Genomic DNA, 15,579 nt, shown 5'->3' on the forward strand with positions numbered 1-15,579 from the left:
ATGCCCTCCTAATAATTATATTTTCTTGTAGATAGTTGTCTTGTTATTTCCATCAGTGTATTCATAGGTTAAATCGTCCATTGTCTTTTTAACCATCAGAATACCCAAGCCTCCAACCTCTCTTTCTTCTGCAGATAAAGTAATATCTGGATCTGACTTCTCCAAAGGGTTGAACTTTGCACCACTATCGACAAAAGAGATTTTCACCTCTCGACTATCTTTATCAAAGAAGAACTCAATTGTAGCCTTTCCTGTACCATCCCCATAGGCATAGTTTGCTATATTAACAAAAAGCTCCTCTATTGCCACATCAATTTGCATTTGAGCTTTCATGCTACATTCAACCTGCTGAAGCTCAAGGTCAACAAATTCCATGACGTTTGGTAAATTCTCAAGTATTGCATCAACCACTATACTCTTCATATTTAGTCTCCAAATACTCAATAATCCCGAAATGACAAATTTATTATACCATAATTAGTTAAAACCTAAAGCAAGACCTGTTGCTCTAATCAGGAAGGCAATGATCCAAGCCACTGCACACTGGAATATTACCATCTTTAAAGCTGCTCGCTTTCCTGCTTCTCGCTTTTCTGCAGCAATTGCAGCTACACATGGTGTGTAAAGCAAACAGAATACCAAGAATGCAAAGGCTGTAAGCGGAGACATTGCAGCACGAAGACCTTCAACACCACCATAAAGTACAGTAAGCATTGATACCACACTTTCCTTTGCAAGGAAGCCTGAAATCAATGATGTAACCATCTTCCAATCTCCAAATCCAAGAGGAACAAAGATTGGTGCAAGTATGCCAGCTAAGGCTGCAAGTATGCTATCCTCTGAGGACTCTACCATATGGAAGTAAAAATTAAAGTTCTGCAAGAACCATACCACAATTGTGCCAAGGAAGATGATGGTAAAGGCTCTCTGAATGAAATCCTTTGCCTTATCCCACATAAGCATCAATACGTTTTTAAGTCCTGGTAATCTATAGTTTGGAAGCTCCATAACAAATGGAACTGCTTCACCCTTGAACAAGGTGTTCTTAGAACAAAGTGCAACGATTACAGCCACAACTACACCAATTAGATAAAGACCTACCATTACAAGCGCCGCTTTCTTTGGGAAGAAGGCTGCCGCAAAGAATGCATAGATAGGCATCTTTGCGCTACAACTCATAAATGGAATAAGTAGCTGTGTCATCTTTCTATCTCTATCTGATGGTAAGGTTCTTGTGGACATAATAGCTGGCACGGAGCATCCAAATCCAATAAGCATTGGCACGATGCTTCGACCAGAAAGACCAATTCGTCTTAACAGCTTATCCATCACAAAGGCAACTCTGGCCATATATCCACTATCTTCTAGCATAGATAAGAAGAAATACAAAACCACGATGATTGGTACAAAGCTAAGAACTGAACCAACTCCTGTGAAAATAGCATCTATAATCAACGAATGAATTGGTGCTGCCACATTTGCTGCTGTAAGAACATTATCTACAGAGTCAGTTATGGCACCAATTATTGTTTCTAATACTCCCTGTAAAAAAGCGCCAACCACATTAAAGGTAAGGTAAAAAACAAGAGCCATTATTCCAATAAAAGCAGGAATCGCTGTCCACTTACCAGTAAAGAACTTATCAAGATTTCTACTTCTAATATGCTCCTTACTTTCCTTAGGCTTAATAATAGTCTCTTGACATATACGATTGATAAAGGTGAATCGCATGTCTGCCATCGCAGCAGCTCTGTCTAAGCCTCTCTCCTTTTCCATTTGAAGAATAATCTTTTCTAAGGTGTCTGCTTCGTTTTCATCTAAAGCAAGCGCCTTTGAAACAAGAGAATCTCCCTCAAGAAGCTTTGTAGCAGCAAATCTAATTGGAATATCTGCCTTTTCAGCGTGATCCTCAATCAAGCTCATAACACCATGAATAGCACGATGAACTGCACCATTATGGTCTTCCTTGCCACAGAAATCTGTACGGCCTGGCTTTTCATTATACTTTGCAATATGAATAGCATGAGCCACAAGCTCTTGGATACCCTCGTTCTTTGAAGCTGAGATTGGTACTACAGGAATCTGCAACAAATCCTCAAGCTCATTAATAAGAACTGAACCGCCATTTCCTGCCATCTCATCCATCATATTAAGTGCAAGGATTGTAGGAATCTCAAGCTCTAAAAGCTGCATTGTCAGATAAAGATTTCTCTCGATATTGGTAGCATCAACAATGTTAATAATGGCTGATGGCTTTTCCTCTAAAACGAATCTACGAGATACAACCTCTTCGCTTGTATAAGGGCTCATCGAATAAATACCAGGCAAATCAACTACCTCAGTATTTGGATATCCCTTAATAGAGCCGCTCTTTCTGTCAACTGTTACACCTGGGAAATTTCCCACATGCTGATTAGCACCAGTCAGCTGGTTAAATAGTGTCGTCTTTCCGCAGTTTTGATTACCAACAAGAGCAAAGGTCAGCTTGCCAGTGTTAACCTCTTTTGCTTTATGCTCCACCTCATAATCATGGGTAAAGGCTTCCTCACCAAGTGCTGGATGAGGTATTCCTTTGCTGTGAATATTATTATTTTTTTCAACCTCTGCGGTATCTCTTATGTTTTCTATTTCAATCTGCTTTGCATCTGCCAGTCGGATTGTAAGCTCATATCCGGAAATGCGAAGCTCGATTGGGTCCCCCATTGGAGCATATTTTATCATGGAAACATCAGAGCCAGGGATGATTCCCATGTCCAAAAAATGCTGACGCAGGGCACCGCTTCCGCCTACAGTAGTAACTGTGGCAGTTTTACCGATTTCAAGTTTACTTAAATTCAAATTACTATTTTCCTTTTACAGTTTTTAATTGGTTGTTCTTAGCTTGTCTTTATAAAAATCTCAAAAGTTTCAGCATCAACCGGCTTAGAATAATAATATCCTTGGATAATGTCAACCCCGGCTTTCTTTAAAAGCTCGTGTTGTTCTTCATATTCCACACCTTCTGCCACTACTTTTACATTTAAAAGTCGTGCAATTTGAAGAATAATCTCTACCATTTTATAATCCTTTGGATTTTCATGAATATGTCTTACAAAGCCAATATCAAGCTTTAAGGTGTCAAATGGTAAAGACGAAATCATATTAAGTGAAGAATATCCTGAACCAAAATCGTCCATTTCAATTCTGAAACCTAGGGATCTTAATTGCTTCACAATATCAATAATACCATCAGAATTATCCGTATATACGGATTCTGTCACTTCCAGTATATAGTCGTTAGGGGTAAGACCTGCTTCTCGAACTATATGTGTGATGTTCTCAACAAAATTCGGCTCTAACAAATCAATTCTTGAAACATTTACAGATACAGGAACAGATCTACCAAATTTTTCTCTCCAAGCCGCCACTTGTTCAGCAGCAGTTTTCCAAATATACTTATCAAGCTTTTGAATCAATCCATTCTGTTCCAAAACTGGTATAAACAGACTTGGATTTATCATTCCAAGCTCTGGATGCTTCCATCTGATTAATGCTTCTGCAGAAATCAACCTTGGCCTATCTTCTTGAATAAAATATTTAGGCTGATAAAAAACTATAAACTGATCTTCTTCTAATGCTGATTCCAGATCGTGTAGTAGCTTTTCATCATAAGCCTCTCGCTCATGCATGATTGCATCATAGTAAGCTATGCTTGCACCATAATTTCCCTTTATGCTATTGCATGCAAGAAGAGCCCAGTCCACTCTTTTTTCAACATCTACATGTCTATCGGAATGGCTGTATACACCCATTCTGATTCTGGTACTAACATCCTTTAGGTGATCTTTAAGATGTACATGAATCTCCCAGAGTAATTCATTTGGATTGGATTGATGTGGCACACAGAGGATGAAGGTGTCACCGTTGCTTCTACAAGCGACTCCGCCTTTATTATCCACATACTTTTGTATGCACACACCTAATTCTTTAAGAATACGATTTCCATAAACATGGCCGTGAATTTCATTTATAAGATGGAATTTGTTTACGTCTAAGACGATAATGTCAAAATCCTTTTCAGGAGCATAGTGATCAATCATCTCAACATAGTTAATGAAATATTCCTTTGTCAAAAGACCGGTAAGAGGATCATCCTTAGTAGCTGAAACCAAGGTGTTATTTTCATAGAGTTGAATAATTCTATCTATTCTGGCAAAGATAACCTCTGGCACATTGTATGGCTTCTGAATAAAATCCGCCGCTCCCATTCTAAGGCTCTTTACCTCTGCAGAATCATCAGCTGTAAGAACAATAACTGGAATCCGACACATGGTTTCGTCCTTACCAATTATAGAAAGAACTTCATATCCATCCATCTCTGGCATAATCAAATCTAAAAGAATCAAAGATAAGGTATTGTAATTATCCTTAATTATCTGTAGAGCCTGTTTTCCATCTTCTGCTAAAAGAACCTCATAGTGCTCCTCTAACATATCCTTAAGAAGCTTACGCTCAACAGCACCATCATCAACCACCAATACTTTTCTTTTTAGCTTTAATTTGTTTTCAACAAATTCCTTCATCCTAAACCCTCCATAACTTACAATACCCCATTAAGTTTATTATACTCTTTTTTCACAAGAATAAAACAAAAGTGGCAAAAAGAAGCCCCTTGGAATTAACCAAGAGGCTTCTGAAAAAATTACTCTGTAAATAATGGTGTTGAATAATATCTATCGCCTGAATCAGGAAGAAGAGCTACGATTGTCTTGCCTTTATTCTCTGGCTTCTTTGCAAGCTCTATTGCACCGTGAAGTGCAGCGCCTGATGAAATACCAACAGAGATGCCTTCCTTCTTTGCAAGAAGCTTTGCAGCTGCAAACGCATCCTCAGCCTCTGCTACGAAAATATCATCATAAATCTTTGTGTTAAGAACATCTGGAACAAATCCTGCACCGATACCCTGAATCTTGTGAGCACCTGCACGGCCCTCAGAAAGAACTGGAGAATCCTTTGGCTCAAGTGCTACAACCTTAACATCTGGGTTCTGTGACTTTAAATATTCACCAACACCAGTAACTGTGCCACCAGTACCAACACCAGCAATAAAGATATCAACCTTTCCATCTGTGTCCTTCCAAATTTCAGGACCAGTTGTGTTGCGGTGCGCCTCTGAGTTTGCTGGGTTTACAAACTGTCCAGGAATGAAGCTTCCCTCGATTTCAGCTGCAAGCTCCTCAGCCTTTGCGATAGCACCCTTCATACCCTTAGCACCTTCTGTAAGCACAATTTCTGCACCATATGCCTTAAGGATATTTCTACGCTCTACTGACATTGTCTCTGGCATTGTAAGGATTGCACGATATCCCTTAGCTGCTGCGATGGCTGCAAGACCAATACCTGTGTTTCCTGATGTAGGCTCAATGATAACTGAACCTTCCTTAAGCTGTCCCTTCTTCTCAGCATCTTCAATCATAGCAAGAGCTACCCTATCCTTTACTGAACCAGCTGGATTAAAGTATTCAAGCTTTACAAGAACTGTAGCCTCAAGGCCAAGCTCCTTCTCAATGTTTGTCACCTCAACAAGAGGTGTGTTACCGATAAGCTCTGATGCGCTCTTAAAAATATTAGACATTTCATTATCCTCCGTATGTAAACTATAAGTATTATATATCTTCTTTATTCAGTCTGCCATAATTAAACGGCCTGGCTATTTGAATTTGAATCCGCATTTACGTTATTGATTCCGTCAATTGCTGCAAAACCCTTTTCAAGATCTTCAATGATGTCATCAATATGCTCTGTACCGATTGAAAGTCTGATTGTAGACTGTGTAATTCCCTGATCAAGTAACTCTTCCTCTGTAAGCTGTGAGTGAGTTGTTGTAGCAGGATGAATTACTAAGCTCTTAACATCTGCAACGTTTGCAAGAATAGAGAAAATCTGAAGATTATCAATAAACTTGTATGCTGCTTCCTTGCCGCCCTTAATTTCAAAGGTAAAGATGCTACCGCCATTCTTAGGGAAGTATTTCTTGTATACTTCGTGATCTGGATGATCTGCCAAAGAAGGATGATTTACCTTAGAAACCTTTGGATGATTCTTAAGGAACTCTACAACCTTTGTGGTATTTTCTGCATGTCTATCGAGACGAAGTGGAAGTGTCTCAATTCCCTGAAGAAGAAGGAATGCATTAAATGGAGAGATTGTAGCTCCAGTGTCGCGTAGTAAGATTGCTCTAATGTATGTTACAAATGCAGCTGGTGCTGTTGCATCTGCAAAAGAAATACCATGATAGCTTGGATTTGGCTCTGCAATGGCAGGGAACTTTCCACTCTTCTTCCAATCATAGGTACCAGCCTCAACGATTACACCACCAAGTGTTGTTCCGTGTCCACCGAAAAACTTTGTTGCTGAATGAACTACGATGTCTGCGCCGTGCTCGATAGGACGTACCCAATATGCTGCACCAAAGGTGTTATCTACTACAAGTGGTAAATCATGTCTGTGAGCGATTTCTGCAAGTGCATCAATATCAGGAATATCAGAATTTGGATTTCCAAGTGTCTCAATGTAGATTGCCTTTGTGTCTTCCTGAATAGCATCCTCAACCTCTTTAAGATTGTGAGCATCTACAAATGTTGCTGTAACACCATACTGTGGAAGTGTATGTGCAAGTAAGTTGTAGCTTCCACCGTAGATTGTCTTCTGTGCTACGATGTGTCCACCTCCTGCTGCCAAGGCTTCGATTGTGTATGTGATAGCTGCTGCTCCAGATGCAACTGCAAGTGCTGCTGTGCCACCTTCAAGAGCTGCTACTCTCTGCTCTAAAACACCCTGTGTTGAATTTGTAAGTCTTCCATAAATATTTCCTGCATCTGCAAGACCAAATCTATCAGCTGCGTGCTGTGAATCTCTAAATACATATGAAGTTGTCTGGTAAATAGGTACTGCTCTTGCGTCAGATGCTGGATCTGGATTTTCCTGTCCTACGTGAAGTGCTAATGTTTCGAATCTATAGTTTGCCATAATTTTAATCTCCTTTATTAAACAAAATTTTTAACAACAGTAACAGCAACAACAACCCTGCATTCGTTGATATTTGCAATTGTGTCTTACAAAAGAAATTAAAAGTTTTTTCATTTTGAACTACCTACCCTTTCGATACATTTTCTTGTGTTTTTTCTTGTTGAAAAGATATTATTACATATTACCTACTAGGTCAATAGGTTTTAAGATAAAGAAAAACTATAGCCAGTTATCAATGAAATTTATAACCAGCTATAGTTATATTTTTATTAAAGTGCCTTTACAGTATTTGATGCCTCTCGTTTTTCATTCAATAGCGGTAACAAATTTATGTATAACGCATATGCGTTAATAACAAGCGCTCCTACCCAAGCACTAATTTCTGCATATGGCGTTGCTTTGAAGCCTATCCTTCCGATGAAGAAAGAAATCACAAACACTCTAAGAATCATCTCTGCTATTCCAGAAATCATAGGAAGCATTGGCTTGCCCATTCCCTGGACTGTAGCCCTCACTATAAAGAGTATGTTAAGGAAGATAAGCATTATTCCACATCTTGGAAGGAAAATACAAACCAACTTAATCTGTTCTTTTCCATCCAAAAGAAAATCTCCAAGCTGCGCTGGCAAAAATACCATAATTGAACCAAGTATAAGATAGAAAGCTAGGACCATCTTTAGTCCAACCTTAACCCCTTCTTTGATTCTGCCATACTCTTTTGCACCGTAGTTTTGACTAGTAAATGCAGTAATAGCATTTCCTGTGGTTCCTGCTGGATTCATAAATAAATTCAAGTACTTTGAGCAAACAGCATAAGAAGCCGTGTAAACTACACCATATCCATTTACAAAGGCTTGAACCACCATGCATCCCACTGCAGTGATGGAATTCATAAGTGCCATTGGAAGACCGTTTTTTAGAAGCTCCCAAAAGATATATCCTTCATTATTGAAGTACTTCTTTTCAAGTCTAATCAGATCTATCTGTCTAAGACTATTTATACATATAATTACAGAAATCACTTGAGCAACTACAGTTGCAATGGCAGCACCCTCTACACCTGAATGCAACACAAAGATAAATAGACTATCTAAGGATAGATTCACAATTGAAGAAAACAAAATTGCATTCAAAGGTGTTTTACTATCCCCTAAAGAACGCAACACTGATCCAGCAATGTTATAGGCAATTCCCACAGGCAACCCACCAAATACAATGTAGCCGTATTTTAAACTGTCTTTCATGATAACAGGGTCAGTGTTCAAAAATATAAGAAGCTTTGGAAGAAATACTATGCTAAAGGTTGATAGCACAATAGCAAGAATAACTCCCAGCTCAATGGTTGCAGCTAGTCTGTGTCTAAGCTGTTCTACATCCTTCGCGCCATAGCTTTGTGCAATGAGAACAGCAAAACCATTGGCAAGGCCAAAAGAAAATCCTACTATTAAAAAGAACAACGAGCCCATATTACCAACTGCGGCAAGAGCATTATCTCCAAGTCCTCTTCCTACAATTAAGGTATCAACAAAGTTATATACCTGCTGAAGCATGCTTGTCATAAAGAGTGGCCAAAAGAAAGCCAATATCAGCCTAAAAGGACTTCCCTGTGTAAAATCAATATCCTTCTTTTTTGTGTTATTAAATAGTTTCACCATAATACCCTCAACACATAAAAAATGCATACCACATAATTGTAGTATGCATTTTACACAATCGATTATCAAGATGGTGGTCTTTAATTGATTACTTCTTAGTCAATTTTTGTTATTACTTTTTAATCCCAGCCTAGAGCCTTTCTCTTTTCCTTCATATCATTTACAATCTGCTTTGCAAGCTCCACTGGATCCGTATTTACGTTCATGGTAGAACCAAGCAATTCCTTTGTTCCATATTTCAGGAATTCAATTACATTCTTTGAACCATAAATTGGTGCCTCCACGCAGTGATATGAACTGATTCCATTAAGTCTGAAGCCAAGTGCTGCATCGATTCCTTTTTCATTTCCCCACTCAGGTGATGAAAATGCAAATGGAAGCTCGTAAAGATTCTTCCCTAACTCGCCTGCAATACCTGCAAAGATTCCTGTTGAGCGTGTATTATCAATACACTCTCCCACATGCCATACTGGTGGTAAATCTGGCTCAAGGAATTCTCGAAGAGACTCTCCAGCCTTTTCTTTTCCTGATACAGCACAATATCCTAACTTCATAAGTGGGAAGGATGCACATCCATTAGTGATGATAAGTACATTGTTCTTAAGAAGCTCATCTGCCACATCAATAATACATTTCTCGTAAAGTACTTTAGGATTGTTACAGCCAACCATATTTACTACACCAAGAATCTGACCTGATTTAATAGCCTCAGCAAGTGGCTTCATGCTGCCAAATCTTCTGTGGATGTATTCAACAGAAAATCCCACCTCTGCCTCTACCTCATATGGTGGTATGTAAACTGGAATTCCTTTTCTATCCTCAAAGCTTTCAATGGCACGTCTTACAATTTTTTCAGCAAGCTCCTTTGTCTGACCAATGTTGCTGTGATGATGATCATATTCATAGCGCTCTGCACCTGGAAGACGAGCCGAATCACTTGTGGTAACAACAACTGTCTTAAAGCATTTAGCCACATCCATAATAGATGGGAAAACATCCTGCACATCAGCTACCCACAAATCAAGAGCACCTGTGCCAAGAACAAGTTCTGCCGACACTGCATTTGAAAGAGGAATAACGCCGCTGTCTCTGTACATTGCAGAAAGACCAGAACAGCAAATACCGTAAAAACGAATTCCTTTAGCTCCTTTTGATTTTGCAAGTTCTACTAAATCTTCTCTCTTTCCAGCAGCCACTATCTGACTAACAAGAGTTGGAAGATGGCCGTGAACAGCAACATTAACATAGCCCTTCTCAAGAGCTCCTATATTAACCTTAGAGGTTACTCTATCTCCAACACCAAATAACGAGTCTGTGGCAAGGCTGGCTCCTACCACCCCTGAGAAGGTAAAGGCAAGACCACAGCGAAGGAATTGCTGCATGATGCTCTTCCAGTCACCATCAGTTGCGCAACCTGACTTGTGATATGCTTCAAACACCTCGTGATAAGCGCTTATAGGAAGGATGTCTAATTCCTCCCACACCTTTTGGCGCTCTAGCAAAGCACAGGCTCTGATGGTTTTATAATCATCAGGTACAGTTCTTGATAAGTCCTCCAGCAAAACATCTGCTAAATCCTTAGCAACGTTCTTAAGCTGTCGGTTCTTTTCTCTAATACCAAAAGCCTTAGCTGTACTTCTGATTTTCTGTTCGCCAAGAAGTGGAATATCAAGTTCACCTTCTGCAACCTTCTTTAAAGTGAGCATTACCTCTCGGGCGTGCATACCGTGCTGTGCTGCACCAGCTGCTGCGGAGCGAAGTAGGTTTCTAGCTACAATCAAATCTGCATCTGCACCACAGACACCTCTCTGAGCCTTTGCTGTAATTCTACAAGGTCCCATGTTACAAATCTTACAGCAGGTACCACATAACCCGAAATTACACTGAGGCTTTTGAGCATCAAATCTATCGAAGGCTGTATCAATTCCAAGCTGCTCCATTCTAAGAAGCATATCCCTTACTGCTGGGTCCGGAGTCTGATCAATTACATCCTGCTTCGATGGAAAGGTCTTTCGATATTCCTGGACAGCATTCATATAATCTTTTGTGAAATCCTCTGGGCTGCTCTCTCCGCCATGGTCGCTAGCTTTAAGTGTAACTGTAGGAATTCCATGCTCATCAAAACCTATTAAATTTCTGTGTGAGTGGATATGCTCAAGACCATGCTTTCCATGAGAATGATTGTGTTCATGGCTGTGACAGTGCTCATGTGTATGTTCTTCTGTATGTGTGTGACTCATTTTAATTCTCCCTTTACTAAATGTTGTATTCAATATTCTCTTCCGTCTTCATGTTCAGCAAGTCAAATATCTTATCTCTGACTAACAAGAAATCTCCGCTGGTTCTATCTCTGAAATGATGAAGAGGAACTGTAATAACCCCTTTTACTTTGCCAGGATTAGGTGTCATTACTACAATTCTATCTGCTAAATAAACTGCTTCTTCTATATCGTGAGTTACAAAGATGATTGTCTTCTTTTCGTTTTTGCAAATATCCAAAATATCATCCTGAAGCTTCATTCTGGTGATAGCATCCAGCGCGCCAAAAGGCTCGTCCATGAATATAATATCTGGCTCAACCGCAAGGGCTCTTGCTATTGCAACTCTTTGCTTCATACCACCTGAAAGCTGTCGCGGAAAGCTATTTGCAAAGTCTTCCAGCTTTACTAACTTCAAATACTCTAGCGCCTTTTCACGCCTAGCTTTTTTATCAATGCCCTGTGCCTCAAGACCCAGCTCTACATTCTTTACAACAGTGCGCCATGGCAACAGACCATAGTTTTGAAATATGGTTACGTTCTTTGTACTTGGAGCTGTAACCTCTTTTCCATCTATTTGCACTCTACCATGATTTGCCAAATCAAAGCCTGCGATAGCGTTAAGTAATGTGCTTTTGCCGCAGCCAGATGGACCAAGAAGACATATAAACTCACCTTTTTCTATATCAAGGTTAACCTCAGTAAGAGCTGTGAACTCTGTGCCATTTTCTGTGAAGGTTTTCCCTGCATTTTCTATATGAATGTATGACATTACTGTTCACCTCCCCATGCCTTTAAGATTCTCTTCTCTGCAAGTCCAATTAAGAAATCAAGCAATAATCCAATGAGACCAATCACAAGGATTGTAGCTAAAAGAATATCTGCTCTAATGTTATTTCTCGCATCAATTATCTGATAGCCAAGTCCTGACTGGGCACCTACCATCTCACCTGCCACAAGGAAAATCCATGCACTTCCAAGCGCAAGGTGAATAGCGTTTGCAATCTGTGGGAATGCGGCTGGTAATATCACCTTCCACATAAGTGCCGGCTGCTTTATTCCAAAGTTGTCAGATACTCTGAAATAAATATCATCTATTTTTGATACAGCAGACACTGTAGATAGAAGAACTGGGAAAAATGCTGCTATGAAAATGATGACGATTGCTGGTAAATCTCCAATTCCAAAAAGTAAAACCACAAATGGCATCCATGCTGTTGGTGATATTGGTCGAAGTAACTGCAAGGTTGGATTCACATAGTTAAAAACCCTTGGCAGACTTCCTAGAATCAATCCTAAGAAAACTGCAATAATTACAGACAGGCCATAGCCAATTACAAATCTGTACATACTTGCTGCGATTGATGCAATAAGCGTTCCATCTGATATCATTTCCACCAAGGCTTGTAATGCCATAAGAGGTGATGGAAATAATGCTTCGCTATAATCACTTATGATAAATGCCAATTGCCAGATTCCTATTAATATTAATATTGATACAACTACATATTTGAAAGAGATTAATTTCTTCATGCCTTCCCCTTTGTCAATCGATTAAAAGTCGCTCTTTACAAAATCATCATATGCTGGTGGATTATCTGAAAGACCATAAGCCTTCACTTTCTCAGCAAGCTCATTGTATTGTTCTTCAGTAATCTCAAGATCATCATAAGAAATCCACTTAAGTGAAATATCAAGTACATCGTCCTTCTGATTTAAATACTTCTTAGCAACACTCTTTGCTGTATCTGCATCAAGATTATTTCCAGCAGTCTTATATCCTTCCACAAAAGCCTTTGCTGTATCTGAATGATTATCAATAAAATCATCTGTAAGAACTAAAGCGCAGCAAACTGAATCCTCCCAAAGCTCCTCAGAAGTATATAGAACCTTTCCTGCTCCAATTGAGACGCCCATTGCACCAAATGGCTCAGCCACACAGTAGCCATCAATTGTTCCAGCAGCAAGTGCTGAAGGCATCTCTGTAGGTGCTAGCTCTACCACATTGATGTCTTCAATAGTAAGACCATTTTTAGCAAGAGCATCATTTACAAGTATGTTGTGTGATGATTGACGATGTGGGATAGCAACTGTTTTTCCTTTTAAATCAGCTCCATCCTTTACGTCGTTCGAAACGATGATTACATTTCCATCCTTATGACCAAGGGCAACTGCCTTGATTCCAACACCCTCAGCCTTTGACTTCATTGCAAGCTCAATAAGTACTGACGCACCGTCTACCTGTCCTGAATTAAGAGCATCCAAAAGCTCTGGCCAAGAACCATATTTCACAAGTTCAACTCTTACCTTGTCATTGCTTGCTAGCTCCTCTGCCTCTTCAAGAGCCGCAAGAGAATGAGTTATAGGAAGATAAGCAATCTTCACGGTCTCAGCTGATTCACTTGCTTTTGCACTGCCACAGCCAACAAAAGCAAAGCATGTAACGATTAGTAATGATGTTAATAGTAAAATTCTTTTCATATTCTTATCCTCCACTTTATCTTAATAAATTCCTATCGCCTACTAGGTTGATAGGATAATAACAAAATAAAAGAACTAGGTCAATAAACCTAGTTCCCACAATATCTGATAGCTGGGTATCAAATATATTAATAACAAACATTTAATCCTTGCACAAATCCTCTGGCCTGCACTTTAAAACTTTACTTAATGATAAAACAGTAGATGCAGCTGCCTTATTTATATCCTTAGCTCCAATTTCATACTGCTGCAAAGTTCTAAGATTAATCCCTGCCTCCTTTGCCAATTCACTCTGTGACAAACCATAAAGTTTTCTGTATGCCTGAAGTCTTCTAACAGTATCTGAATGTTCCGCTTTACTATTAATATATTCAACAATCTTTTCTTCATCCATCTCATGATAAGGATTATATTTTTTACTAAGTTCTTCTACTGTGATAATCTTCTGAATATCTCTAAATGATTTTCCAGAAGACCATTGATAGTATGCCAACACCCATCCAGTCCAGTATTCTACTGTTGGTGGAGTATATGAAGTATCTACTTCCTTGTGACTATCACTCCCATAGACCTTAGTTACAACTACATCCACTAATTCAGTCCCAGACTTGCCTGAAACATATCTAGGATTTCCCACTTCAAACTGAGCAGCTATACCAGAAGTAATAAATAAATGCATAAAAAAATCCAAGTTAAATTTATAAACATTCGCTGCAACATCTAAAGCTTCTGCCAAATTCATCATTGCATCATTTAAATACATCTGATTATATGCATGAACCATACTACTGCTCCTTTCTTACTAAATCTAAAAGATATACTCCATCTTTATCCATGGTATTTGTTATATTATTAAAGCTTTCTCTTGCACCCATATCTCTAGACACTTTCTTAGGATAATAGTCATCATAATCTACAGGAATGGCTTCAATAAATTTCAATTTAGAAAAAGCCTTTTCACTCTTGATGAAATACTGCTTTCCAAGATCACCTAAGTACATAGCTTTCTCCAACTGTGAAATACTGATTGAGTTTGAAATAAATGCTCTTGCAAATGAAAAATAAGAATCATCAGCTCTGTATCCAACAATGTAATCATATCCATCTATATCTACATGATAGTTTCTTTTTAAATATTCCAAGCCATCTTGAGCTATAGGTGTGTTTATCCTGACATCACGGTGTTCCAATAAAACAGTCAACCAATGTAATATAGAATACTCACTACTATTTAAATCCAAAAAATTCAACCCCTTGGTATTAAAATCATAGGAATTAACAATACCAGGACGATTAGTATCTACTGCCCATTCCTTAGCAAGCTCAATATGCTTGGTACAATAAAAGCCCTGTCCATAATCATTATTGATTTTTCCGCCATTATACAATGGTTTCTCTATAATTTTTTCTGAACCATGATATAAAACCAGCTTATCCATATAGCCCCCTATACTTCCTTAGAAGTATATATATTATAACTCCACAGAAGTATAGTTTCAAGAGTATAAAAATAACCAAGCATAAACTGTGTTATACCTGGTTAAAAAAATCTAAAACTCATCCATATGTTTTTTACAAAACTATACTATCGTCACGTTTTATATTACCTATTATACATCTATCAAATTCCTGCTTCAAAGCTTCCCGTCTTTGTTTTTGATTCGAAGACTGTTGCTTAACCTTTTGTCTGTATTCTCCCATATGATTATTTATCTCTCCGATGTTTTTAGGAAGAATATCCTGAATTAACTTTTTGATATGCTTAGCCACAAAAGGACTCTTGCCCCCTGATGAGACAGCCACTACTACATCCTCTTCTTGTACAATTGCAGGGAAAATGAATGTACAAAGCTCCACATCATCAACAACATTTATTGGAATCGATTTTTCCTGAGCCAGTTCGTAAATACGTTTATCAAGCTCTCTGTCATTTACTGCTGAGACTATGAGCGCAAAATCTGATTCATTTATATCTATATCTTCAAAGCATTTTTCATAATATTTATCAGCCAACTCCTTAGCCTCTAGAAAAGCCTCTAATGCAATAAGAGTAACTTCAGCTCCAAAATCTTTAAGTACTTTTATCTTTTTAAGACCTTCTGCATTTCCACCAATTACTAGAACTGGCTTGCTTTCAATATTAATCATCATTGGAAAATATGCCATAGCTACACCAC

Annotated in this window: 13 protein-coding genes; all 13 read right to left on the bottom strand. The window is 38.6% G+C overall.

Annotated elements, in window-relative coordinates:
- Positions 1-15: 15 nt before the first annotated feature.
- On the bottom strand, positions 16-423 hold the full coding sequence (locus BLR54_RS03655; RefSeq protein WP_090417019.1) for an ATP-binding protein: 408 nt from the start codon (positions 421-423) through the stop codon (positions 16-18).
- Positions 424-477: 54 nt separating this feature from the next.
- Positions 478-2,838 carry a ferrous iron transport protein B gene (gene feoB / locus BLR54_RS03660; RefSeq protein WP_090417021.1) on the bottom strand — a complete coding sequence of 787 codons (2,361 nt, stop codon included), beginning with the start codon at positions 2,836-2,838 and terminating at the stop codon, positions 478-480.
- A 38-nt stretch (positions 2,839-2,876) separates the two neighbouring features.
- On the bottom strand, positions 2,877-4,562 hold the full coding sequence (locus BLR54_RS03665) for a two-component system response regulator (protein ID WP_090417025.1): 1,686 nt from the start codon (positions 4,560-4,562) through the stop codon (positions 2,877-2,879).
- A 119-nt stretch (positions 4,563-4,681) separates the two neighbouring features.
- Positions 4,682-5,614: a cysteine synthase A gene (gene cysK, locus BLR54_RS03670; protein ID WP_090417027.1), complete on the bottom strand. Its 933-nt coding sequence runs from the start codon at positions 5,612-5,614 to the stop codon at positions 4,682-4,684.
- A 62-nt stretch (positions 5,615-5,676) separates the two neighbouring features.
- Positions 5,677-7,008 (bottom strand): O-acetylhomoserine aminocarboxypropyltransferase/cysteine synthase family protein, encoded by a 1,332-nt coding sequence (locus BLR54_RS03675; protein ID WP_090417029.1) that lies wholly within the window; start codon positions 7,006-7,008, stop codon positions 5,677-5,679.
- Between the two features lie 269 nt (positions 7,009-7,277).
- Positions 7,278-8,663, bottom strand: coding sequence for an MATE family efflux transporter (locus BLR54_RS03680; RefSeq protein ID WP_242871191.1), 1,386 nt, complete (start codon positions 8,661-8,663; stop codon positions 7,278-7,280).
- Between the two features lie 119 nt (positions 8,664-8,782).
- Positions 8,783-10,903 (bottom strand): anaerobic carbon-monoxide dehydrogenase catalytic subunit, encoded by a 2,121-nt coding sequence (gene cooS / locus BLR54_RS03685; RefSeq protein ID WP_090417031.1) that lies wholly within the window; start codon positions 10,901-10,903, stop codon positions 8,783-8,785.
- Between the two features lie 16 nt (positions 10,904-10,919).
- Positions 10,920-11,693: an ABC transporter ATP-binding protein gene (locus BLR54_RS03690; protein ID WP_090417033.1), complete on the bottom strand. Its 774-nt coding sequence runs from the start codon at positions 11,691-11,693 to the stop codon at positions 10,920-10,922.
- Positions 11,693-12,454 (bottom strand): ABC transporter permease, encoded by a 762-nt coding sequence (locus tag BLR54_RS03695; RefSeq protein ID WP_090417035.1) that lies wholly within the window; start codon positions 12,452-12,454, stop codon positions 11,693-11,695. The genes BLR54_RS03690 and BLR54_RS03695 overlap by 1 nt, the downstream gene beginning before the upstream one ends.
- A gap of 21 nt (positions 12,455-12,475) precedes the next feature.
- Complete coding sequence (locus BLR54_RS03700) at positions 12,476-13,402, bottom strand: ABC transporter substrate-binding protein (RefSeq protein WP_090417037.1); 927 nt, start codon at positions 13,400-13,402, stop codon at positions 12,476-12,478.
- Between the two features lie 142 nt (positions 13,403-13,544).
- Positions 13,545-14,186 carry a helix-turn-helix domain-containing protein gene (locus BLR54_RS03705; protein ID WP_090417039.1) on the bottom strand — a complete coding sequence of 214 codons (642 nt, stop codon included), beginning with the start codon at positions 14,184-14,186 and terminating at the stop codon, positions 13,545-13,547.
- 1 nt (position 14,187) lies between these two features.
- Complete coding sequence (locus tag BLR54_RS03710) at positions 14,188-14,841, bottom strand: DUF3990 domain-containing protein (RefSeq protein WP_090417041.1); 654 nt, start codon at positions 14,839-14,841, stop codon at positions 14,188-14,190.
- A 133-nt stretch (positions 14,842-14,974) separates the two neighbouring features.
- Positions 14,975-15,568: a precorrin-2 dehydrogenase/sirohydrochlorin ferrochelatase family protein gene (locus BLR54_RS03715; RefSeq protein ID WP_090417043.1), complete on the bottom strand. Its 594-nt coding sequence runs from the start codon at positions 15,566-15,568 to the stop codon at positions 14,975-14,977.
- Positions 15,569-15,579 lie beyond the last annotated feature (11 nt).

The organism is Pseudobutyrivibrio sp. YE44 (assembly GCF_900104335.1).
In the GTDB taxonomy this organism is placed as follows: Bacteria; Bacillota; Clostridia; order Lachnospirales; family Lachnospiraceae; genus Pseudobutyrivibrio.